Here is a 22,856-nt window from a genome sequence, read left to right on the forward strand (position 1 = left end):
CACAGGGGGGCCGCAATGCTAGGGGGAGGCTGGGTGCTCCGCCCCCTTCCTCAGCCAGAGGAAAACGATGAGCGCGGTGATGCTACTGCCGGCCATCAGCATGGTCATGGGGACCGGGGTGCCATCATGCCAGGCACCCAGTACGGTGCCGATCAGGCCAGCCAACAGGAATTGCAGGGTGCCGTTGAGGCCGGTCGCCGCCCCGCTATCGCGATCGAACAGGCTCAGAAAACTGGCAATACCGTTGGGAATCACCAAAGCCACCATGCCCGCGGTCACCATGATCAATGGCACCACGGCCCACAGCACCAGAGTGTCTGTCAGCGTCAGCACCAACAAGGCCACTCCCGCCAACGCTTGCAGGATCAAACCCGCACGCATGATGTCGGCGCTGGCATAACGGCGCAGCAGGATCACATTCAAGCGGTTCAGACCCAGCATGGTCACCACATTGGCGCCGAAAAAGAGTGGAAACTGCTCCGGGCTGATACCGAAATAATCCATGTACAAAAAGGCCGCATCGGTAATGAAGACGAACAGGGCGGAAAATGCCAGCCCGTTGGCCAGAATGAATCCCATGGCCGGGCGATTGCGCAGCACCCGCCCATAGGCATGAAACAACCGATGCCACAGGGTTTCACTGTCCTGACTGGGCGGCACTGTAGGCAGGGGAAAACGCACCAGCAGCATCAGCAGTGCCCCGTAGCCTGCCAGCATGAAGAAAATGCTCTGCCAACCTGCCAGATTGAGTAACGCCACGCCCACTGCCGGGGCCACCAGGGGGGCAATCAACATCACCAGGCCGATACTGGTCAGCACACTGGCGGCCTGCTGGCCGGTAAAATGGTCCCGCACCGACGCGGCAGCAATCACCACCGAGGCGCCGCCGCCCACCGCCTGCAGAAAACGCAGGACATACAGCGCCTGAATATCCGCACTGAACGGAATCATCAGGCTGGAGCTGATAAACAACAGCAAACCTGCGTAGGCCACCGGCTTTCGCCCGAAGTGATCCGACAAGGGCCCGCCTAGCCACTGGCCCAGCGCCACGCCCAGCACATAAACACTCACCGAAATCTCCACATCATGGATCGGCACGGCGAAATGTTCGGACATGGCGAGTAAAGCAGGAAGATAGGTGTCAATGGCCAGCGGCCCCAGGGCAACCAGGGTGCCGAGCAGAAGCGCCAGTCGGCGCGGGGAAATTCGGGCTTGCATGCAATGTCCAGTCAGGCAGTAAGAGCGCGATGGTAACGCATGTCAACGCCAGGTTCAGTGATTTTCTGAACCTGATTCAAGTATGCTTATGAAAAACGGGTTGCGGCCACCGGGATGTCCTGTGACCATTAGCCGCTTTGGTGGGCCTGGCACGAGTCTCACCGTTGGGGCGAAAACCGCGATGGATGCCAGTGATGACAAGACAACCAACGGATCGGCGCAGATGCCCCGCAGATTGTTTGCCACTGCATGCTGCCATCGGCCCCATTAATAACGCTGCCCGCCCAACCTGCCGTCATTACCAAACGGAAACTGCATGGATTTAGAGATCGCTTACCAATTGGCCATCATTACCGTAGTGGCCTTCCTCTGCCAGTGGGTTTCCTGGCGCATCAAACTCCCTGCCATTCTCCCGTTGTTGTTGACCGGTCTGGCCCTGGGACCACTCACTGGCGTGTTGGAGCCCAAGGAGCTGCTGGGCGATTTGCTTCTTCCCGGCGTGTCGCTGGCGGTTTCCATCATTCTCTTCGAAGGGGCCATGACCCTGCGCTTCGACGAAATCCGCGGCCTCGAGAAAACGGTGCGTCGCCTGGTTACCTGGGGGGCACTGGTGACCTGGTCCATTGTGGCCATTTCTGCCTGGTGGTTATTGAAGCTGTCTTTTGACCTGGCCCTGCTGTTCGGCGCTCTCGTAGTGGTCACCGGGCCTACCGTGATCGTGCCGTTGTTGCGCAGCGTACGCCCGGTGAGCAGCGTGGCCCGGCTGTTGCGCTGGGAGGGCATCGTAATTGACCCGCTGGGCGCCATTTTTGCCGTACTGGCCTATGAGCTGGTGGTGGCCAGCGGCCAGGAAGGCGCCCTGCTCCACACCCTGTGGCTGTTTATCCAGACCATTACCGTGGGCACCGCCATCGGGGTTGTGGTTGCCATGGCACTGGCGGCGCTGCTGCGTCGGCATCTGGTGCCGGAATATCTGCGCAGCTTTCTGGTGCTGTCTCTGGTGATCGGCGAATTCGTGCTTGCCAACGCACTCAGTGAGGAATCCGGCCTGGTGGCCGTCACCGCCACCGGCATCGTGCTGGCCAACCTGAAGGGAGTGCGGACCAACGACATCCTTCACTTCAAGGAAAACCTGTCGGTCATTCTGATTTCCGGCCTGTTTATTGTGCTGGCCGCGCGACTGGAAATGCAGGAGCTGCAGCAGCTTGGCCTGATGGCACTGGTGCTGCTGGCAATTATCCAGCTGGTGGCCCGCCCTGCCTCGGTGCTGGTAGCAACCCTTGGCTCCAATCTGAACTGGCGGGAGAAGTCACTGCTTGCCTGGATTGCGCCCCGAGGGATTGTTGCTGCGGCTATCTCCGCCCTGTTTGCCGAACGCTTACTGCAAAACGGCGTGGCCGGTGCGGAAATGCTGGTGCCCCTCACATTTATGGTCATCATTGGCACGGTGGCCCTGCAAAGCCTGACCGCCCGGCCGCTGGCGCGGTTACTGAAAGTTGCCGAGCCGGCTCCGCGAGGTTTCCTGATTGTGGGAGCCAACCCGGTGGCCCGGGCCATTGGTTCTTCCCTGCAGAAAAACCAGTTCCCGGTGATGGTTACCGATTCCAGCTGGGAATCCATCCGTCTGGCGCGCATGGAAGGCCTGAGCACCTTCTACGGTAATCCGGTCTCCCAGCATGCTGACCAATACATGGACCTGGTGGGTTACGGAAAACTGCTGGGCCTGAGCCCACGGCGAGAACTCAACACCATGGCCACCATGCGCTATCGCCTGGAATTCGGGGAGCCCAACATCTTCAGCCTGCCGACCCAGCGCAGCGACAAGGAAGTGAAACATGAGGTGGCCCCTGAACACCGGGGCGCCACGTTATTTGGTGCGGAAATGACCTATGCCCGCCTGGCCAGCCTGTTGAGTCAGGGGGCGGAAATCCGCAAGACCCGGCTCACCGAGGAATTCGACTTCAACACCTACCTGCAGACCCCTCACCGCCGGGTATGGCCGCTGTTTGCCATCGACACCCGTGATCGTATCTATGTCTTCAGCGAGGAAAGCCAGCCGGCACCGAAGGCGGGCTGGCATGTACTGGGTCTGGTGAAGGAAGATGCCGCCAAGGAAGAGGCTCGTACTGAAGCCCGCGCGGAAGCGGCTGCGGAAAAAGTGGCCGCAGACAAACAGAAAGGTGCCGACAAGGCCGCCAAGAAAGACTGATCTAGCCGGTTTCCCCGGCATCATCCGAAAAGGTGTCAATCAGGCCGCAGACCCGACCATCGTCAAGACGCTGGTCGGGGACGGTTTGCCATTCGGCCATGGCGGTACGCATTCTCTGGCTTAGTGATTGCAACTCGGCAATACGATCCTCCACCTGCTGCAAGCGGGTTTCAATCAGCGTACGCACCTGACCGCAAGGGGTCTCTCCATGCCGAGATGCCTCTGCCAGAGACTGGATATCCGCAAGCGTAAACCCCAGGGAGCGCGCCTTCAGGGCAAACCGCAGCAGCCGTAGATCCGTATTTCCGTAACGGCGATAACCATTATTCGGGTCCCTGACCGGTTGCAGCAAACCAATGTCGGTGTAATGCCGCACCGTTTCGGTGGTGGTTCCCGTCTTGCGGGCCAGATCGGAAACACGCATATCAATAGTCTCCCGGCACAGTCCAGGGTTGGTAGAGAGTGGGTACCGGGGTACCCTGCTGCTGGTAATAATTGCGGATGGCGGCGGACAGGGTGTCAGCCCCCAAAGCAGCGGAAAGCTGGTCGAGAAACTCCGTCCCGCCCGGCTCTATCGCCAGATAACATTGCAGCGCCACGTCGGCCAGCAAGCGATGTTCCGTGTGCCGTTGCCAGGCCCGTGCCAGGTCTGCCTGCACCCATTCACATCGCTGCTGAAGCAACGCCTGCTGCCCTTCCAGCCACCATAGATAGGGATCATCGCCGAGGGCACCACGAAGCGTCTGGCTGATTTTTCGGTAATCCTCGAGATCAGCGTCCAGAGCCTTCTCGAGCTGCCACAGGGCCGGCTTGTCCGTCACGGCCTGGGCCGCCAGGGCCTGCTCTTCACAGGGTTTGCCGCTGCATTGCGCGAGCCATAACGCCTGCAGCACGGGGGGGTCCGCGGCCAGGGTGGCCAGTTCCGGAGCATCAGGCCGCTTGTGCAGCATGGTCAGAAACGCCTTGCCCTGTCCGTGGTTGAATTGATCACCGTAGGCAATCAACTCACTCAGCTCGAGGCCGCTGCTGTAGTCATACCATCCGGTCAACCGGTAGTCTGGTCCGGGCTCACCCTCCAGCCGTAAAAACCCCACCCTGCCGTCAACGAAATGCAGCCTGACGCGGGCGGCAAAACGCGCCCGGTTTTGATTGAATCCGGTGATGGCAAACTGTTCGATGGGGATATCCTGCACCCAGCGGGCCAGCAGCTTGTCGGGAATGGATACCAGCGCCTGGCGGGCCAGTACTGGCTTGAGCGATCCGCTGGCTAGATCCGCCCTTAACGCCTGTAGGGTGGCGCTGCCAGCAACCGCAGAGGATGCGAGGCAGAAAAGCAACAATGTGGCCCAGAATCGGAAAACCATGGAAAACCTCATTCAGTCCGGCACAGCCTAGGCAAAAAAACGTACACAAACCACAACGGACGAAGAATGAAACGGCCGGATCCGCTCTCTGTAGCGCGAGTCATGCTGCAAGGGACGCCGCCTGCCGGCGAACAGTGCTATCGTGCCGGGTAGCCGGTTATCTGCCGGATGGAACGATACAAGGGAGACAGCCGAGGGTACATTTTGCGGTAGACCTGACGGAAGAGCGCATCGTATTGACGCGCCGTCTCCGTGTCAGGCTCAAAGCGCTTGCCCGGCCGTGTCATGGCCGCCACCGCACTGGCATGATCCGCATGCAGCCCCATGGCCACGGCCGCGTTAATCGCCGCACCCAGACAGGAGGTTTCCGAGGTATGGGGGCGTTCGGCGGGCAAGCCGAATATATTGGCCGTGATCTGCATGATGGCATCGCTCTGGGAGCCACCCCCGGACACCCTTAACGACTGCACTGCAACCCGGTTACGTTTTTCCAGGCGCTCCTTGCCCTCGCGCAACGCATAAGCAATGCCTTCGATGATCGCCCGGTAGAGATGGGCGCGGGTATGCACGTCACCAAAACCGATAATGGCCCCTTTGGCCTCGGGGCCGGGTATGCGCACCCCGGGGTTCCAGAAAGGTTGCAGCACCAGCCCCATGGCACCGGGTGGCGACTCATGCAGGAAGGATTCGAACAGGGTTTCCGGGCTGACGCCCAGCTCTTGCGCCTGCTGCACTTCCTGTTGGGCAAACTCCCGCTTGAACCAGTTCACCATCCAGTAACCGCGCTGGACGATGATCTCCGAATTAAAACGCCCCGGGACCGCGGCACTGTAAGCGGGCACAAAGGGGATCGGTTCCACATAGCGTTCGTTGCAGGTGTTGAAGGTGGCGGTGGTGCCGTAGCTGAGGTTGCCGATGTCCGGGGTAAAGGCGCCTGACCCAAGCACTTCACAGGCTTTGTCAGCGCCGCTGGCGATCACCGGCAACCCGGCAGGAATGCCGGTGTGTCGACTGGCGGCGGCAGTCACCTTGCCCAGGGTCTCCCCCGGCGGAATCAGCTCAGGTAACTGTTCGCGGGTAACCTGCAGGGCTTTCCATTTCAGATCGTGGGGCGGCGCCCAGCGCTGTCCCTTGTAATCAAACGGAATGTAGCCGACCTGGGAGGCCGTACAGTCGCGAATTTCTCCGGTAAGCCGGTAGTTCAGATAGCCGGAGAGCAGCAGAAAATGCGCGGTTCGCTGCCAAATTTCCGGCTCGTCCTGGGCCAGCCAGTTGCATTCTGCCTTGGCCTGAAACTGGCGCAGGGTTTCGCCCTGGCCCAGCAAATTCACCGGCGCCGCATACCACCAGGGAAGCCGGGGAAAATCCGGCGTGCGGCGTTGATCCAGCCAGATCACAGCCGGACGAAGCGGTTTCTTCGCCTTGTCCAGGCAGACTACCGAGGCTCGCTGGGTGGTCAGGGAGACAGCCACAACCCGGGAACGCAGCTCGGCATGCTCCAGCCACAACCCCTGACAAGCCTGGCCCAACTGCTCCCAAAAATAATTGGCATCCTGCTCCGCGTGACCGGGCTGATCCACCACGTAGGGTTCGATATGTTGCTGATACCGGGCCACAAGCTCGCCATGGCCGTCAAACAACATGGCCCGGGCGCTTTGTGTGCCCTGATCCAGAGCCAGCAGTAATGGCGCGCTCATCCTGCGGCCTGCTGTAATGGAGACGCGGGCACACCGTAATAACGCTGATGAATATCCAGGTAGCGGGCCCTTTCTTGCTGCCAGCGCTCGTCATCCCAGCCCAGACTTTGCTGAATCTGTTGTTGCAGGGCATCGAGCTTGGCTTTGCCTGCTTGCGGCAACAGCAAACCCAGGCGGGTCCGGCGCAGCATCAGGTCATCCAGGTGCACCACATCTTCGTGATCCAGAATCCACTGAATGAAATCCGGGTCACCCTGGTCCGCATGGAGGAACGCATCCACGGCTGCGGGCGCATCGCTGATGGGCGTAAAGCCGGGTTCACGGCTTTTCTGGCCGCGTCGGTGGGTGGCGCTATCAATCAGTCCGGTGGCAAGCAAGGCATCCAGGGCGATCAGTCGAAAGGTAGTGAGCTTGCCGCCACTGACGGTGACGATGCCGTTTTCACCCCACACCGCATGGTCGCGGCGCTCTTTGGAGGGGTCCAGCCCCTTCCCCGAGGCAATCACCGGTCGGACGCCAGCAATGGTGGCGTAGATATCCTTGCGGTCGAGTTTGACGTCGGGGAACTGGCTGTTGATGAGGCGCAGCAAGTAGTCCACTTCCTGGCCACTGGCGGCGGCTTCAATGTCCATGTCCTGGGGATGATCCAGGTCCGTCGTGCCCACACAGGTCACTCCCTCCCAGGGGAAGACAAAGACCGGGCGGCCATCATCCGGGTGCATCACCGTCAGGCAATCCTTCACTGGTAGGCGTTCAGGGTCGACAAACAGGTGGCTGCCCCGGAGCGGCCGAACACGCGGGTCGCTGCCGGAAAAACGGTCTGCCCAGGCACCCGTCGCACTGACCACCCGCCGTGATGAGAGCGTGGCGGTCTGCCCGCTGGTACGGTCTGTGACGGTGATGGCAAATTTGTCTCCATCGGCCATCGCCTGCTCCACCCGGCAATAATTCTGCGCCACCCCGCCATGGCGGGCCGCTTCCAGGATCGCCCGCACCACCAGACGACAATCATCTGTGAGCGCATCCGTATAACTCATTGCGCCGGTCAGCGACTGGCGATTCAAGCCGGGCACCCGCTCCAGCAATTGCTCGCGGCTCAGGTAGCGATGGTCACGGATGCCCGCCAGGAAGTCATAGAGCCAGAGAATGGCTTTCATGGGCCAGCGGCCCGGGAACACCCCTTTGCGCAACGGGAAGAGATAGGTTGCCCGCTCCACCAGCCCCGGCAATTCGTCGATCAGGCGCTCCCGTTCCAGCAGGGAATGGCGCGTCAGGCGAATGTCCCCCTGGGCAATGTATCGCAGCCCCCCGTGGACCATCTTTGAGGAGCGGCTGGACGTCCCCCAGGCAAAATCGGTCTGTTCGAGCAGCAACACACGGAGCCCGCGGCGCGCCGCTTCCAGGAGCACGCCGGCACCGGTGATTCCGCCACCGATGACAACAAGATCCCAATTTTCGTCAGCCAGGGCGTCCAGGGATTGGCGTTTGCCTAACATCAATATTCCTTCTCAAGTCCGGGACGTTGCGTTTTCAAGCAAACAACCCGGGTTCAACCGTTGCTGGGGATCAAAGTGCTTCACCAGCGACCCCAGTGCTGCCATGCCCTGATCACCTTTCTCATGATGGAGCCAGGGAGCGTGGTCGCGCCCTACCCCGTGCTGGTGACTGATCGTGCCGCCATGGGCCACGATGGCATTGCTGGCCGCCTGTTTCATGGCCTGCCAACGTTCCAGGGTCGCCTGATACGTGTCGGAGCAGCGAAACACATACGTGGTATAGATACTGGAACCCTGCGGATACAGGTGTGACAGATGGGTAAAGACATGCACCTTCTCTCCCTCCCCCACATTGTCGCGCACCGCCTGTTCCATGGCCTCCATGGCCGGGGTGACCTGCTTCCAGTCCACTGCTGTCTCGAACGTGTCCACCACGTAACCATGCTCCCAGAGGCCATGGCGAAGATAGGGAGAGCGGAAACGGGACTCTTCCCACTTTTTGCCGAGCAGCTCACCAACCACCGTGCCGCCGGCGGCGCGAATGCGCTTCTTGACGGTGGCCAGTGTATGGCGCACCAGTGCCCTTTCCCCGGTGACACCAAAGGTGATCATGCATTTTTCATTCCGGCAACCGCGTAATGCCAGGTAGCGGTGCAACACAGAGACCATTTTTTCATGCCCGGCCAGCATCAGATGGGTACGGGTCTCTTCCGCATTGGACAGGCGCAGCATGGAAAGCGGCAGCTTTGCCTGGGTGAGGCTGCGTACCAAGGTCTTGGCTGTTTCCCAATCCGGCGCAAAGGCCACCTGAAAGGTTTCCATTTCCGGCAAAGGCGTAATCCGGACCTTGACCTCGGTAATGACGCCCATGCGCCCTTCCGAGCCCATGATGATTTCCCGCAAATCCGGCCCGGCGGACGACGCCGGGATGGTGGGGATATCCAGGGTGCCCCTGGGGGTTTCAACACGGCCTCCGGCGAACATCTGCTCGATGCGACCGTAACGCATGGACTGCTGACCACTGGAACGGCTGGCTACCCAGCCTCCCACAGTAGAAAGCTCCCAGGATTGCGGAAAATGCCCCAGCATATATCCCTTTTCCCGCAACTGGCCTTCCACTTCCGGTCCCGGTGTACCGGCTCCGAAAGTGGCGATCTGGCTTTCCTTGTCCAGATGCAGCAGCCGATTCATGGCCGCCAGGGACAGGGTCAGGACCGGCTTGTCGCTGGCGGGCGGGTTGATGTGCCCTGCTACGGAAGTGCCACCCCCATAGGGGATAACCAGCACATCATGTTCCTGTGCCCAGACCAGCAAGGCTTTCACCTCAGCGCTTTTGGTCGGTATGGCGACACCATCGGGGAAACGGCCGAAATCACCGGAGCGCATGGCCAGCCAGTCCGGCAGGCTTTGCCCGCGGGCGTGGCGGATCCGGGTTTCCGCATCGGTTCGGATCAGCGGGTGGGCTGGCAGACGGGACCGTGGAACCGCCTGGGATACCGTGGTGATTTCCGCATCAGGCAAGGGTGTGGCGGAACCAAGGCGGGATTGTAAGAAAGTCAGGCCAGAGGCCTTCAGCGGATAATGGTTGGCGCTGTCGCCCCAGCCGTTCCAGCGTCGCATGCAGCGTACTCCTTGATGTTGGGAATCCGTCAGCCCCGAATGAGAGAGGATGGACAGGGGCAGATCGGACCTGACTCATGCCCCATGGTAGACCTGCAGAGTGAGGTTTTCACTGGCGCAGGGGGACACCTGATGGACTATTTCGGACACGCAAAGTATTGCCATCGCCGTTACCGGAATCATGGATCCGGTATGCGCATATCCCGAACGGCAACCGGTTTTTTTCGTACAAATTCGTAAACTCGTGAAGACGCCGCTTTACCGACCCTGTTTGCAGGGCTATTGTCTCTACACTCTCAAACCATTTTAAAACCAATACCTTATATAATTTACAAGGAGTTTCCATGAAACGTTTTATTGGCTGCCTGGCACTGGCAGGTGCTGTTTCCCTGCAGGCAGGCTGTAGCACCATCAACCCCTATACCGGTGAGAAGCAGACCTCCAAAGCCGGCATGGGTGCCGGTATTGGCGCTGTAACCGGTGCCCTGATCGGTATCGCCACGTCCGACAGTGCCAAGGAACGCAAGGAGCGGGCACTGAAAGGGGCCGGTATTGGTGCCGTTGCCGGCGGCGGTGTGGGCTACTACATGGATGTCCAGGAAGCCAAACTGCGCGAAAAAATGGAAGGTGCTGGCGTCTCTGTGACCCGTGATGGTGACAACATCATCCTGAATATGCCGGGTAACCTGACCTTTGATACCGACAGCACCACGGTGAAGCCCTCTTTCCGTCCGGTACTGGATGCGGTGTCTGAGGTCCTCAAGGAATACAAGTCCACCATGATCCAGGTGGCCGGTCACACCGACAGCACCGGCGGTGACAAGTACAACCTGATGCTTTCCCAGCAGCGCGCCCAGTCCGTGGCCAATATCCTCAGCGGTTTCGGCGTTGAGCAAGTGCGTCTGGACACCGTCGGTTTCGGCGAAACCCAGCCTATTGCCAGCAACAGCACTGCCAGCGGTCGTGAACAGAACCGCCGCGTTGAACTGACCCTGCTGCCCTACACCGAGTAAGGTAGCTAGGTTCGTCTGGAGGTGGGTACCCTCACCCACCTCCCATTCCCGCCGCTTTTTTCAATTCCCCCGCAACATCCAGAGTGCATCACGATTTCCTTCGCGCCATGATCCGTTCAGACTCGTGACGGAAACAATGAAGGAACAGATCGTGGTGACAGCCTCTCAGCCGGTGACAGACACACAGTGGCAGGCCATCCTGGAACGGGACCGGAACGCGGATGGGCGTTTTGTCTATGGGGTGATCACTACCGGCATTTTTTGCCGGCCCAGTTGCCCGGCAAGACGTCCCAATGTGGAAAATGTGCGGATTTTTCCTGATGGCACAGCAGCCTTGCAGGCGGGATTTCGCCCCTGTCGTCGCTGCACCCCCCTTTCTGTGGCAGGCTCACCGGTAACCGCCACCGTAACCGCCCTGTGCCGGCACATTGAACACAGCCACACTCTGCCAACCCTGGAAGAACTGGCCGCACAATGCGGCTGGTCACGCTACCATTTGCAACGCCAGTTCAAGGCCGTCACCGGTCTGACTCCCCGGGAGTATGCGTTGGCGGTGCGCCGACGACGCCTGTGCGGAAATTTACAGCGCCACACTTCCATCATTGGTGCCATGGAGGACGCCGGCATGGAGTCCAGCAGTCAGCTTTATACCCAGGGCAAGGACATGCTTGGCATGCGCCCGAGCCAGTACCGCTCCGCGGGCAAGGGTACCGCTATCCGCTTTGCCATCGCGGAATGCAGTCTGGGCAGCCTGCTGGTGGCAGAAACCTCCCAGGGCCTCTGCGCCATCAGCCTCGGCGATGAGCCTGAAGCACTATTGGAGGAATTTCAGCAACGCTTTTCCGGTGCCGAGCTTCTCCCTCCGGATGGGGCATTTGATGACAAAGTGGCCCAAGTGATTTCGCTGATCGAAGATCCGCGGCAAGGCCTGGTGCTGCCGCTGGATATTCGTGGCACTGCATTCCAGCAACGGGTCTGGCAGGCGCTTCGACAAATACCACCGGGCACCACCCTGTCCTATCAGGAGCTGGCGGAGAAAATCGGCCAGCCGGGTGCGGCCCGGGCAGTGGCGTCGGCCTGCGCCGCCAACACGCTTGCCGTAGCTATTCCCTGCCACCGTATTGTGCGACGGGATGGTCATCTGTCCGGTTATCGCTGGGGAGTCGAACGCAAGCGTGTCTTGCTCAAGCGCGAACGGGTTATCAGGGCCAGTGAGTGTGACAAATGACTGACCGGCGGAGTGTATCGCTCCCTGAGGATTTCGATCACCAGGCCTTTCTGGATTTTCACCGGCGGGATGCGGAGGCAGTAGCTGAAACCGTGGATGCGAGCACACTGCGCAAAGCATTCATTTGGCAACAGGTGCCTGTCATGCTGACAGTGGAATTCCATGAACCGGCCCGGGCCCATGTGACCTTTCACTCTGACGGGAAAATGCCACAGACGTCGCCTTGCCAGGATGCCCTGGTGCGACATCTGCTCGGTCTCGATCAACCGACGCGGGAGTTCGAGGCCCAGGCGGACAAGCATCCCCTCGCTGGCCCCCTGGTGCGCTCCCAGGCCGGATTGCGGATACCACAATCCGCCTCGCCGTTTGAGGCACTCAGCTGGGCGATCATCGGCCAGCAGATCAGTGTGGCGGCTGCCGTTTCCATCCGCCGGCGTCTGATACAGACAACCGGCCGCAGGCACAGTGCCGGGCTTTACTGTTATCCCGATGCCAGGGATATCGCCCGGGTCGACGCGGATACCCTGCGTGACTGTGGCTTTTCCCACAGCAAGGCAGATTGCTTGCTGACTGTCGCCCGACGCTGTCTCGACGAGGCGCTTCTGCCTGAGCGGCCCATCGCGGCAGCCGAGCTGGAAACCCTGCGCAGGACCTTGCTGGAGATACGAGGGCTGGGTCCATGGAGTGTTCACTATGCCCTGCTGCGGGGCTATGCATGGATGGACGGTAGCCTCCACGGGGATGTGGCAGTGCGCCGGGCAATCCAACAATTACAGGGCGGTGCCACTCCGCCAACCGCCCGGGAAGCCGAAACCTGGCTGGCAGACTTCCGCCCCTGGCGCAGCCTGCTGGCGGCTCATCTATGGAAATCTCTGTCGCTAAACGCCTGACTCGATCTGGCCTATGACACCCGGCATTTCCGTAGGGTGCACTGAGCCTAGGCGAACTGCACCGATTCGGCACCGGGGATGGTGCAGTTCGCCTTAGGCTCAGTGCACCCTACGAGGCTGAAGTATTCTTGACCGGTTTTCGCAACTCGAAACTCTGACCTCGCCACTGACTCCCTACGCATTGTCAGCCGCGGAACGCACTAGGCGCCAGGCCAGCCAGGTCAGCGGCACCATCAGGGACAATACCAGCAGATAGGGCCAGCGATGATCCAGGGTATACAACCCGGTGCCGACCAGGGGACCAAGAATAAAACCCAGGGCCGGACAGGCGCTTGCCAGGCCGGCGACCCTGCCCTGCTCTTCGCTGCTGACGCGCAGGCTGGCCAGAGACATGATCGCCGGCATACCAAAGCCCAGCCCCAGGCCAACCAGCAAAACCGCCACACTCATTACCCATTGCTGATCAGCCAGCCACAATATCAACGCACCGAGACCGATTGCGGGCACCGCCAGAATCACCAGCAAGGTCGCCGGGGCACGCAACCATTGCACGACCACAATCTGACCGACCAACGAGGTCACCGCCGCCGCCATCATGGTTAATCCCAGAGCACGCGCCGCAGCGGCCGGCGATAATCCAAACTGATCCTGAAACAGAAAGCCCAGGGTTTGCTGAATCAGCGCAAAGCTCATAAACAGCATCACCCCGGTGAGCAGAAGATCCCGCAATCGCGGGTCCGCATAGGCACCCAATCCGCTACGCAGCACCCTGGCCAGTGATACGGTTCTCGCGGTGGGCTGATGGGGCGAGGCAGGCAGCCACAATGCGGTGGCCAGTGCCATCAACGCCGTCAGGGCGGCCACGCCATAGAGCGGGAAAACCAGTCCCACCGCTGCCAGCAGGCCACCGGACACGGGGCCGATAACCGTGCCCAGGTTGTTGGCCGCACCGATACGGCCCATGCCCTGGGTGCGCTGCTCCGGGGTGGTTATATCCGCAGTGTAAGCGGCGGCAGCCGCCGGTGTAGCGGCCATGATTGCTGCCTGCAGCATTCGGCTTAACACCAGCCCGGCCACCAATAGGCCGCCTGCCAGGCCACCGTGCAGGCCGATATCAAACACCAGCGCAAACATCAGTGTGCCCAGGGAATAGCCACTGAGCCCGATCACCAGCACCCGCTTGCGCCCCAGGGATTCGCTGAGGGTGCCCCACACCGGGCTGGCCAGCGCAAAAACCAGTGAGGAACAACTGATGATCAGCCCCACCTGCATTTCCGCCAGGCCCGTGGCACGCCCCAGAGACGGCAGCAGCGTGAATACCAGGGTCTGGCCCAGGGCCGTCACGGCCACGGCGGTCAGCAGGATTGTGTGGCTGAGTGTCCCCGGGTTAGGGTTTGTCGCCGCAGAGGAAGCATTCAATGAAGACATATCCCGCCCCGAGCCTGGCTGAATGGCTGGCAGATCGCCCCTTCACCCTGGCCATGTCGTCCGGTTTTTTTGGTTTTTTTGCCCATTTTGGTGTCGTCAAAGCCCTGAAAGAACATGATTTGGCGCCGGCCCGCTACTGCGGTTCCAGTGCCGGAGCCCTGGTGTCAGCCTGCATGGCCGGTCAGGCATGCCCGGAAAAAATGGAACTCACCCTGACAAGCCTGTGCCGTGAGCATTTCTGGGACCCTGCCCCCGGGCTGGGACTGCTTGCCGGCAAACGTTTCCGCAGTTTGCTGCGGGAGATGCTGACGCTGACCGATCTGGCAGACAGTCCCACCCCGGTAGCCCTGTCTGCCTGGCATGCGGGTACCCGCCGCACGCGGGTGCTGAATGCGGGAGATCCCATCGAGGCCGTTTATGCGTCTTGCGCCGTGCCGTTCCTGTTTCAACCGGCACGCATTGACGGTGACTACTATTGGGACGGCGGTATTGCTGACCGACATGGCCTGGCCAGCACCTGGCCCGGCGAGCGCGTACTCTATCACCATCTGCAATCCCGATCCCCGTGGCGTCGGGCCAATAGCCCTGCCTTGAAGGCCCCTTTGCGCCCCAACCTGATCACCCTGGCCATTGACGGCCTGGCCCGCAGCGGTCCGCGGAAGCTGGAGCATGGGCCCGTGGCGTTACAGCAGGCCTATAAAGCGACCTCTCAGGCGCTGGCCAAACCGGTTCGGCAGGGAATGGTCAACGTGGAGAGTGTGTAATGAAACGTAGGATGCACCGAGCCCCCAGATCGGTGCAGTTCGCTTAGGCTCAGTGCACCCTACGCTGTCCATGGGCTTTGTAAGAGCCTACAGAAACAGCCCTCAGGAGACTTCGTCGTAGAGAGGTTTCGACAGCTCTGCCCAATCCACTTCGCCGTCATCCACCAGGTTTTCGAACTGCAGGATGCCCAGCTCTTCGAAACGGGGGCGCACTGACTCGGTGAGCAGGCCGATACGTTTCAGGTTGGGCATGATGCGGGTGAAGAGCAGATTGCGGAACTGGGCCATGATGGTGGAAGACAGCACCTGCTCACGGGCCTCTTCCACATCCCAGCCAAAGTGCTCAAAGACCTCGGTGCTGATCAGCCGTTCGCGCATGACCACGCAGGCTTCAAACGCGAAGTGGGCGCGCTCCTCCCTCTCTTCTTCAGAAAGGGTCTCAACAAAATCCTCCAAGTAATTGACGCCAAAGGTAACATGGCGTGCTTCATCACGAATCACCAGGTGGATAATCTGCTTGAGCAGCGGGTCATGGGCGGTCAGCTTGAGGGTGTTGAAGGCCGCCAGAGCCAGGCCCTCAATGATGATCTGCATGCCGATGAATTTCAGGTCCCAGCGCGGATCGGAAAGGATCTTGTCGAGCAGTGCTTTCAGGTTGGGGTTCACCGGATACAGGATGCCGATCTTTTCCTGCAGGTACCGGGTGAACACTTCAACGTGTCGGGCCTCGTCAAAAGTCTGACTTGCCGCATAGAGCTTGGCATCGTAGGACGGCGCGCAACTGGCTAATTGCGATGCCACCAGCAGTGCGCCCTGCTCCCCGTGCATGAACTGCGCCAGCATCCAGGCCAGGTTGTGCCAGCCGAAACGCAGTTTCTCGTCATCGCTCAGTGCCTCGAACGTGGGCCAGCCGTTGAACGGATTAAAGGCCTGATCGAGAGGAACCTCGCTCCTGGGGAAGGTCTGGGTCCAGTCAAGATCCATGTCTGCATTCCAGTTCAGCTCCTTGCCAAGGCGATACAACTTGCGGATACGGCCATCGGCACTGGAATAGTCCCAGTTATAGTGACCGGTAAGCGGGGTCTGGAAGATTTCTACCACATCCTGCACGTGGCCCGGTGTCAGCTTGTCTTCGATATCCTCGGAGCCGGGACCGTCCCAGTTGTCGTAGATGCTCACGGAAGTTGGTGGCGAGGTGACATTGGTTATTTTCATGGATACACCCTTTTTAGCGTTGTCGCACACCCCGGAACGCAACGGTGCGCTCCGAACAGGTTCACTTAAACGCTAGGCGGAAGTGTTTGCCGGGACAATGTCGCGTTATGACAATCGGGTTGTGGGCTGGCGCAAAATCACAATCGCAGTACGGACCAGGGAGGACTAACGTGGCCAGCAGCGGGAGGGTGCATCCGCTACCAGAACATGGATAACGGACAGGCGAGTCGTGTTAATTACGGTGCCAAGCACCGCGCCCGACCTCAGGGCGCGGTCTCTTGGACAAAGGAGCAGGCCTCGATCCGTCGGGATCAGCCCGCATCATCGGACAGCAGGAAATGCGCCCGGGCAATGGTGATCGGTTCCTGGCGGTTTTTTTGCCAGGCGCTGATATGCACATTGGCTATCCGTCGGCCCAGTCGGGTGACGCTGCATTCCGCGTAGGTGTCACGGAAAAGCCCGGCTCGCAGGTAATCGATGGTGAAATCGATGGTCTTGGGGACCCGTGGCTCCCCCATTTGCAACAGGATAAAGATAATCGCTGCCTGCTCCATGAAGCCTGCCACGGCCCCGCCATGCAAGGCTGGCAGAGTCGGATTACCCACCACATTGTCATGCTTGGGCAACACAAAGGTCAGCTCGTCTCCTTGTGCCACCACCTGGATACCCAGAAAGCGGGCATAGGGCACCCGGTCGATCAGGCTCTGGTAGTCCGCCTCGCCGGCTCGGCATTCTTCAATCAGGGTTTTCAGTGCTTTCATTGCCCCACCACCTTGCCAGCAGTTTCAATTTTCAACCGGGTGTAGGTTGCCAGACCAGATGCGATGGGCTCGTCCTCGGCGCCCTCCTCCCAGGTGGTGATGCGGACAAAGGCCACATGGTTGGTGAGCCGGTAACAGGTGGCTTCGCAAACCACCGCAGCGCCCTTGGCCGGTCCGCGAAGGTGGTCGACGCGAAAATCGATGGTGGGGGTGATTTCGAACGTGGGAAAGGTGCGACAGGTCACTGCCATACCGCCAGCATGGTCCATCATGGCGAAGATGGCGCCACCATGCATGACGCCGGTTTCCGGGTTACCCACCAGATCCTCTCGCCAGGGAACCCTTACCCTGACAGCGTGTTCTTCTGCGCTGAGGACTTCCAGTCCCAGCACCACAGAGTGTCTCACCGACTCCAGAAAACGGTTACAGACATCCAGGCGGGTGTAAGGTAATGATGAGTTTGTCACGACGGCCAATGCCTCCTGTGCGTCGGGCGCGATAGATTAACGAGTCGACATTAATCTGCAAAGTGTTAGAGCCTGCCTGGAGCCTATACGCAGCCGCGTTGCGGCTAAAAATGATGCCAGACAAGGCGCGGACCGCAGGGCCTGACGGGTCAAGTTCAAGGTCCGCAACACAGTATGGCACCATTTTTAGCCGCAACCCGAAGGGCCGGGCCCCTTTTTCCGTCAGCCCGCGATTGCGCTTGTTTATGTAGAATCAACTACACCGCACAATCGCAATCACGACCTGGCGAAAAAATTGACTCCGGCGCGGCTGCGTATAGGCTCCAGGCAGGCTCCATTTTTCACCATGGTAATACGTTGCCCTGCCGCTAGCATTTCATCCCCCCTTATTGTCGGAGGCCGCCCATGGCGACGTCATCCCGTTTGAAAACCAGTCTGCGTGCCGTTGGGCATATCGTCGAGCGTCGGCGGCATCCGCAACGGTTTATCCAGATCGACAAATGCCCCTGGGATGAAATCTACCGGGACGGCATCATGGCCGTTCGCCATTATAGCCTGCCGCCCATGAGCGAAATCCCGGTCAACGACGAAATGATGCCGGTAGAACGCAACAAATACCGCACCCCGTTGATTCTGGTGCCGGCATTGGGCATCCAGTGCTGGACCTACGATCTGATGCCGAACCGCTCCATGGTCCGCTATCTGATGGCCCGGGGCTATGACGTCTACCTGGTGGACTGGGGCAAACCCTCCCAGGCGGAGCGCAGCCTGGATCTGGATACCTATGTGAACCGCTGGTTGCCGGCGGCGGTGGACACAGTGAAAGACCACTCCGGTCAGGAACAGGTCAATCTGCTGGGCTACTGCATGGGAGGCCTGCTCTGCCTCATGTATCTGGGCGGACACCCGGATGCCCCGGTGCGCAGCCTGATCACGATTGCCAGCCCGGTGAATTTCCACAAGAGCGGCCCCTTCGGCAAGGCTCTGGGCCTGGCCTCCATTCCGGCCATGCAAGCCCACGACTGGTTCAAGGTGCGCCTTTCCCCCCTGGACGACAAGCTGTTCCATATCCCGGCGGGGCTGCTCAGATTCGGATTCAAGATGACCAACCCGCCGGGGGTGGTTCAGGCTTACCTGGATCTGGTAAAGAATATCGCCGACCGGGAATACGTCACCGAGTACATGACCATGGGCCAATGGTTTAACGATATGGTGGATTACCCGGGCGCGGTGGTGCGGGAAGTGATCGAGAAGATGATTCTGGCGAACAGCCTGGCCAAGGGAAAAATCCGTGTCGGAGGGCGCAGTGTGGACTTCTCCGCCATTCACCAGGATCTGCTGGCTTTTGCCGGAACCACTGACAATATCGTCAGCCTGCGCGCGGCCCGGGAAGTCTTGCGGCTAGTCGGTAGCCAGGAGAAGCGATTCGAGGAAGTCCCCGGCGGTCACGCCGGGGTGTTCTCCGGTTCCAAGGCGCCGAGCCACGCCTGGCGGATCAGTGCGGACTGGCTGGCAACCCGTTCTGATTGATGCGGTATCTGTTCAGCAGCGAGACGGGAACGCTGTAAAAGGGAGTGCCTGTCTCAATAGTCCCTTGCCAAGCGGCGGCGCGAGGTTTCAGGGCGCGACCAACTCATCCACCCGCTCTGCTATCTGGGTGGCATATCGGTAAAACAGGTACGGCACCTTGTTGGTATCCTGCTCGTTCATTCGCGGAATGGTGCCCCGTACGAAAACCCAGCGCTGCTCGACAAAAGCCAGAACCTCATTCGCTTGCGGATCGCTGGCATAGCGGCTCTTGAGGCGGCTCAGCGTGTCATCGATACTTTTTGCTTCAAGGGCAAAATCCAGCGGCGCCAACCCGGTACCGGTGGGCAGCCCCGCTGACGGGAAGGCAGCCAATGCCAGATACTCACTGGCCAGCCGCTGCATGGATACCGACAAATCCGCAATATCCAGATACTGGGCGTCAGGGGCACTTTGCGCCTGTTCTGCCAATTCGGCCATTGCCAGCGTCGTGGTATTCATCTCGCTCATGGCACCGTAATCGGCATAGCCGAGAGACGCCAGCGGGTTATCCATGGCCCGGCGGGAAAGATCGTTCCAGGCCTGGCCAAAGGCGTTAGCCTGAGACACCTCGTCACCCTCAGCCTGGGATTTCAATTCAGCCACACGGCCCTCGCCGGCTTCCAGCAATTGGCGCAGGGCCGCACGATCTTCCGGGTTGTCGCCACGGATCGAGAGCAGATGAAATCCCATCCTGGCACGCCAGGCATCCGCTTCCAGCATCGCAAGCTCCGTTGCAGACAGTGCCGCTTGTGCGCCGGAAACAGCCAACATCAGTGCACCCGCAAACACACACAGTCCTTGTTTTTTCACCCCGATATCCTCTTTTCAACCCCATGAAAAACCCCCGCCGTTAGCGGGGGCACAATGTATCTGAATAATGGCCGTTGTGACTATTCAACGGGCCCAAAGGTGGGCTTGGCCATATCCGTTGAAGCCAGGCTGATCGCCTGCTCCATGGTATCTACCATCTGCCGGGTATAGCGGTAGATAAGAAACGGCACCGCATTTTCATAGAACTTCACCATGGACTGACGAATGAATTTCCATTTTACCGCTACCTGATCCAGTGCCCGGGTCATGGCTTCATCGCCGGCATACTGGGCCTGGGCCGCTTTGAGCATTTTCTCGAATTCCGGTACGGCATTTTTGAAATCCAGCCGCCCCTCATCGGAACCGGCAGCCATACCGCCGGCCGGATCCGCAGCCACATTCAGGTATTCCGATGTCATCCGCTGCAGATAGGCGGAGAGCTCACGAATCTCATCGTACTGTCCACCTGAGGCATTCCCGAAGGTATCCATTTTTTCCGCCATGATAGCGGGAAGCTCATTCACGTCCTTGATGACGTAGGCATTGGTGTAGCCTTGCTCTGCCATGGTATTGCCCTTGGCAGCATCCATGTAGAGAGCCCAGTCCTTTTCCAGGTCCATGACAAACTGACGCTCTTCACTGCCTTCCGCACTGGCTTTCAAATTGGAAAGCGCCTGACTGGCCTGTGAGATCGTCTTGTTCAGTTCCGAGGCGTAGGTATCACTGCCTGTCATCACCGTCAGCATATGAAAGTTTGTGCGCAATTTCCACAGTGATAATTCGAGTTCTTCAAGATCGGCATTGGTGATGGCTGCCATCCCCTGCACTGGCAGCAAGGCGATGGCCAAAAGGCTCCCCAGCAGACGCTTGCCCATAACTACTCCCTTTTCCAGATCGCTAATTGTTGTTGTGTGTTGTTTGTTTTTGCTCTGATCAAGCCTGCCCCAGGCAAGCAATGACGAAATTATAGTAAACACTATCACAAAATTCGTAAGAGAGAGGAACCTGACATTGATATCAAAATACCTCCATCCAATTGCGACCCGAAGCCGACCAACTATCCGGTATTTGTGACAGGTAGGGCAGCAACCATTCCGGAGCCAGCCACGCAATTACCATGAAGGCGATGGTAGCTATAATCGAAAACACATTAATAAACCAGAACAGTCCGCCGAACAGCATAACAATACCGCTCGGTAGCGGGTTCGGCGTGCCGTAGCGGTTCATGGAGCTGCTGCCATTACCCAGGTATAGGAATAGATGAAAGGGCAGATTCAGCACAGGGACCAGGGACAGCAGCGCCCACCAGCCGCTCATATCCATATCATGAAGCCGGCGCACCATCAGCCCCACCGTGTAGAGCAATAACAGCAGCCCGACTATCAGCGTGACACCAATACCGACGAGGCCAGGGACAAGCTCCACGGAAAGCAGCATGGCAAGGGCAATCAGCAAAAACCCGGTGAACCATGCGGCAAATTGGTAACAGGCATAGCGCAGCCGTCCCAGCCGTTGGCTGAGGCTCAGCACTGACAAGGGTTCGTAAACCAGGTTGCCGCGGCCATTAAAACCCGGCTTGAAGATGGCGTCGCTGTCGTCAGTCCTGCTTCTCGTCGGCACGGATATCCCCCTTTCTATCACGCCACTCTCGGTAGCTTTCAATGTCTTGGCGGGCAAATTGCCAGGATTTGGCAAGCACCCCCATATCATCCAGCAGACCTAGGCCGATAATCGGGTCAGGAATGGCGTCCAGAGGCATCAAAAAGTACACCAACGCCCCGGTGATGGTCAGCAGGGTTGCCCAGGGTACCTGCCGATAGCGCCCTGTGGCCCAATCAAGCAGCATCGCGGCCAGGAGTTTGAGCTGCCCTGCCGCCTCGCCCAGCCGTTGCTGCAACTGATCAGAGCGGCTGAACACCGCCCTGGCCAACCAGCGACTGGCGGTGGCCGAACGCAATATACGTTCGGCGCGGCGGGTGGCCTGGCGACGAAATGGATTAGCGGCCATTGAGCTCGTGGAACAGTGCCCGGTATTCCTCGGTCAGCTTGTGCTTGGGCTGCAAATTCACCAGCGGTGTGGCCTGTTCATGGGATTCCCGCATGACCACGCTGGCAGAGAGCTTGCTACTCAACATGGGCAGGCCCTCTTCTTCCAGGGATGCTACCAGCTCCTGAGGCAATCGGGCGCGGGGCTGGAACTGATTGACCACAATCCCTTCCACCTGAAGCTCGTCGTTATGGTCCTCCCGGGCTTCCTGAATATTTTCCAGCAGTGTGTACAGTGCTTTGCGGGAGAAGGCATCACAATCGAAAGGAATCAGCACCCGGTCCGCCGCAATCAAGGCGGAGAGGGTATAAAAGTTATAGGCCGGCGGAGTATCCACAAAGATCGCGTCAAAATCCTTTGCCAGGCTTTTCAGAAGGCCCCGGAGCTTATAGATCTTGTGCTTGGATTCGAGCATATGCTCGATTTCGCCCAGCTCACCATCCGAAGGCAAAACAAACAGGTTCTCGAAAGGAGTGGCATGCACGTACTCGCGGGCGTCCTTCTCTTTCAACCGAAACGACAGCGTCTGGGCAAAGAAAGTACCGATATTGGGTTTGGGGCCCTCACCATTGCTGTACGCAGGCATCCCCAACAGGTATTGGCTGGCATTACACTGCGGATCCAGATCCACCACCAGGGTGCGATTGCCTTCGGCAGCACTGATGGCGGCGAGGTTTACCGTGATGCTGGATTTCCCCACGCCCCCTTTCTGGTTAAAGACCACACGACGCATTCCTTGTTCTCCTTAATACAGCAGACTGGCAGATCAACTGCAGAACCCGTTCCGCCGGGGCTTGCGCGTTCGGGCATTGGCGCTCTGGCCCCGATTCGATTCGAATCAGGCGACAGGCCCCTTTAACCGGAAAGACGATTCAACGCGAACCAGGCAGGCATCTGCAGGAATTTTGTTTGTTGCCGAATCATACACAGGCCGTACAGGCTCTCCCAGTGTCCATGGGCCCTCTTTTTCTATCCACAGTTTCTGTGGATAACCGGGTGCATAACCCTTTAGTGACTGCCCACAGCCACGCCCCTTGGGCTGCCCAAGTCCTGCCGATCA

General features: G+C 59.5%; 21 protein-coding genes. 6 read left to right on the forward strand and 15 right to left on the reverse strand.

Annotated features, from left to right (window positions below; genetic code table 11):
- Nucleotides 1–18: 18 nt before the first annotated feature.
- The gene (locus tag A0251_RS06400; RefSeq protein WP_062816036.1) at nucleotides 19–1,218 is read right to left on the reverse strand and encodes a multidrug effflux MFS transporter; all 1,200 of its coding nucleotides are present in this window, start codon (nucleotides 1,216–1,218) and stop codon (nucleotides 19–21) included.
- Nucleotides 1,219–1,534: 316 nt separating this feature from the next.
- Here A0251_RS06400 and A0251_RS06405 point away from each other — a divergent pair, with 316 nt between their 5' ends.
- On the forward strand, nucleotides 1,535–3,427 hold the full coding sequence (locus A0251_RS06405) for a sodium:proton antiporter (RefSeq protein WP_062816037.1): 1,893 nt from the start codon (nucleotides 1,535–1,537) through the stop codon (nucleotides 3,425–3,427).
- A gap of 1 nt (nucleotide 3,428) precedes the next feature.
- Here the strand turns inward: A0251_RS06405 and A0251_RS06410 are convergent, their stop codons facing one another.
- The 5 genes from A0251_RS06410 to A0251_RS06430 form a co-directional block, all read right to left on the reverse strand.
- On the reverse strand, nucleotides 3,429–3,851 hold the full coding sequence (locus tag A0251_RS06410) for a MerR family transcriptional regulator (RefSeq protein ID WP_062816038.1): 423 nt from the start codon (nucleotides 3,849–3,851) through the stop codon (nucleotides 3,429–3,431).
- 1 nt (nucleotide 3,852) lies between these two features.
- A complete protein-coding gene (locus tag A0251_RS06415) occupies nucleotides 3,853–4,791 on the reverse strand; it encodes a hypothetical protein (RefSeq protein ID WP_062816039.1) in 939 nt (312 codons plus the stop codon).
- Between the two features lie 137 nt (nucleotides 4,792–4,928).
- Nucleotides 4,929–6,488, reverse strand: coding sequence for an FGGY-family carbohydrate kinase (locus A0251_RS06420; RefSeq protein ID WP_062816040.1), 1,560 nt, complete (start codon nucleotides 6,486–6,488; stop codon nucleotides 4,929–4,931).
- Entirely contained in the window at nucleotides 6,485–7,984 is a 1,500-nt protein-coding gene (locus A0251_RS06425; RefSeq protein WP_062816041.1) for a glycerol-3-phosphate dehydrogenase/oxidase, read from the reverse strand. Before A0251_RS06425 ends, A0251_RS06420 begins: the two co-directional genes overlap by 4 nt.
- A 12-nt stretch (nucleotides 7,985–7,996) precedes the next feature.
- Nucleotides 7,997–9,604, reverse strand: coding sequence for an FAD-binding oxidoreductase (locus A0251_RS06430; RefSeq protein ID WP_062816042.1), 1,608 nt, complete (start codon nucleotides 9,602–9,604; stop codon nucleotides 7,997–7,999).
- Between the two features lie 344 nt (nucleotides 9,605–9,948).
- Here A0251_RS06430 and A0251_RS06435 point away from each other — a divergent pair, with 344 nt between their 5' ends.
- From A0251_RS06435 to A0251_RS06445, 3 genes are all read left to right on the forward strand, one after another.
- Nucleotides 9,949–10,617 (forward strand): OmpA family protein, encoded by a 669-nt coding sequence (locus A0251_RS06435; protein WP_062816043.1) that lies wholly within the window; start codon nucleotides 9,949–9,951, stop codon nucleotides 10,615–10,617.
- Between the two features lie 136 nt (nucleotides 10,618–10,753).
- Nucleotides 10,754–11,845, forward strand: a complete 1,092-nt coding sequence (ada, locus tag A0251_RS06440) for a bifunctional DNA-binding transcriptional regulator/O6-methylguanine-DNA methyltransferase Ada (RefSeq protein WP_062816044.1) — start codon at nucleotides 10,754–10,756, stop codon at nucleotides 11,843–11,845.
- Nucleotides 11,842–12,735, forward strand: a complete 894-nt coding sequence (locus A0251_RS06445; protein ID WP_062816045.1) for an AlkA N-terminal domain-containing protein — start codon at nucleotides 11,842–11,844, stop codon at nucleotides 12,733–12,735. Before ada ends, A0251_RS06445 begins: the two co-directional genes overlap by 4 nt.
- A 174-nt stretch (nucleotides 12,736–12,909) precedes the next feature.
- On the opposite strand, the gene A0251_RS06450 is transcribed toward A0251_RS06445, so the two are convergent.
- Complete coding sequence (locus A0251_RS06450; protein WP_062816046.1) at nucleotides 12,910–14,163, reverse strand: MFS transporter; 1,254 nt, start codon at nucleotides 14,161–14,163, stop codon at nucleotides 12,910–12,912.
- Between A0251_RS06450 and A0251_RS06455 the strand changes: the two genes are divergently transcribed.
- Nucleotides 14,154–14,927: a patatin-like phospholipase family protein gene (locus A0251_RS06455; protein ID WP_062816047.1), complete on the forward strand. Its 774-nt coding sequence runs from the start codon at nucleotides 14,154–14,156 to the stop codon at nucleotides 14,925–14,927. The genes A0251_RS06450 and A0251_RS06455 overlap by 10 nt on opposite strands.
- A gap of 102 nt (nucleotides 14,928–15,029) precedes the next feature.
- Here the strand turns inward: A0251_RS06455 and A0251_RS06460 are convergent, their stop codons facing one another.
- From A0251_RS06460 to A0251_RS06470, 3 genes are all read right to left on the reverse strand, one after another.
- Nucleotides 15,030–16,142, reverse strand: a complete 1,113-nt coding sequence (locus tag A0251_RS06460; protein WP_062816048.1) for a ferritin-like domain-containing protein — start codon at nucleotides 16,140–16,142, stop codon at nucleotides 15,030–15,032.
- A gap of 311 nt (nucleotides 16,143–16,453) precedes the next feature.
- The gene (locus A0251_RS06465) at nucleotides 16,454–16,903 is read right to left on the reverse strand and encodes a PaaI family thioesterase (RefSeq protein ID WP_035244352.1); all 450 of its coding nucleotides are present in this window, start codon (nucleotides 16,901–16,903) and stop codon (nucleotides 16,454–16,456) included.
- Nucleotides 16,900–17,370 (reverse strand): PaaI family thioesterase, encoded by a 471-nt coding sequence (locus A0251_RS06470; protein WP_231874178.1) that lies wholly within the window; start codon nucleotides 17,368–17,370, stop codon nucleotides 16,900–16,902. The genes A0251_RS06465 and A0251_RS06470 overlap by 4 nt, the downstream gene beginning before the upstream one ends.
- 405 nt (nucleotides 17,371–17,775) lie before the next feature.
- On the opposite strand from A0251_RS06470, the gene A0251_RS06475 reads away from it, so the two are divergent.
- Entirely contained in the window at nucleotides 17,776–18,900 is a 1,125-nt protein-coding gene (locus A0251_RS06475; RefSeq protein ID WP_062816050.1) for an alpha/beta fold hydrolase, read from the forward strand.
- A gap of 87 nt (nucleotides 18,901–18,987) precedes the next feature.
- On the opposite strand, the gene A0251_RS06480 is transcribed toward A0251_RS06475, so the two are convergent.
- From A0251_RS06480 to A0251_RS06500, 5 genes are all read right to left on the reverse strand, one after another.
- Nucleotides 18,988–19,749, reverse strand: coding sequence for a hypothetical protein (locus A0251_RS06480; RefSeq protein ID WP_231874179.1), 762 nt, complete (start codon nucleotides 19,747–19,749; stop codon nucleotides 18,988–18,990).
- 80 nt (nucleotides 19,750–19,829) lie between these two features.
- The gene (locus A0251_RS06485) at nucleotides 19,830–20,624 is read right to left on the reverse strand and encodes a hypothetical protein (protein WP_062816051.1); all 795 of its coding nucleotides are present in this window, start codon (nucleotides 20,622–20,624) and stop codon (nucleotides 19,830–19,832) included.
- A gap of 142 nt (nucleotides 20,625–20,766) precedes the next feature.
- Nucleotides 20,767–21,369, reverse strand: a complete 603-nt coding sequence (locus A0251_RS06490) for a DUF805 domain-containing protein (protein WP_231866190.1) — start codon at nucleotides 21,367–21,369, stop codon at nucleotides 20,767–20,769.
- The gene (locus tag A0251_RS06495) at nucleotides 21,347–21,757 is read right to left on the reverse strand and encodes a YkvA family protein (protein WP_062816052.1); all 411 of its coding nucleotides are present in this window, start codon (nucleotides 21,755–21,757) and stop codon (nucleotides 21,347–21,349) included. The genes A0251_RS06490 and A0251_RS06495 overlap by 23 nt, the downstream gene beginning before the upstream one ends.
- Entirely contained in the window at nucleotides 21,747–22,529 is a 783-nt protein-coding gene (locus A0251_RS06500) for a ParA family protein (protein ID WP_062816053.1), read from the reverse strand. The genes A0251_RS06495 and A0251_RS06500 overlap by 11 nt, the downstream gene beginning before the upstream one ends.
- Nucleotides 22,530–22,856 lie beyond the last annotated feature (327 nt).

Origin of the sequence: Alcanivorax sp. NBRC 102024 (assembly GCF_001602235.1) — a bacterium.
Classification (GTDB): Bacteria; Pseudomonadota; Gammaproteobacteria; order Pseudomonadales; family Alcanivoracaceae; genus Alcanivorax.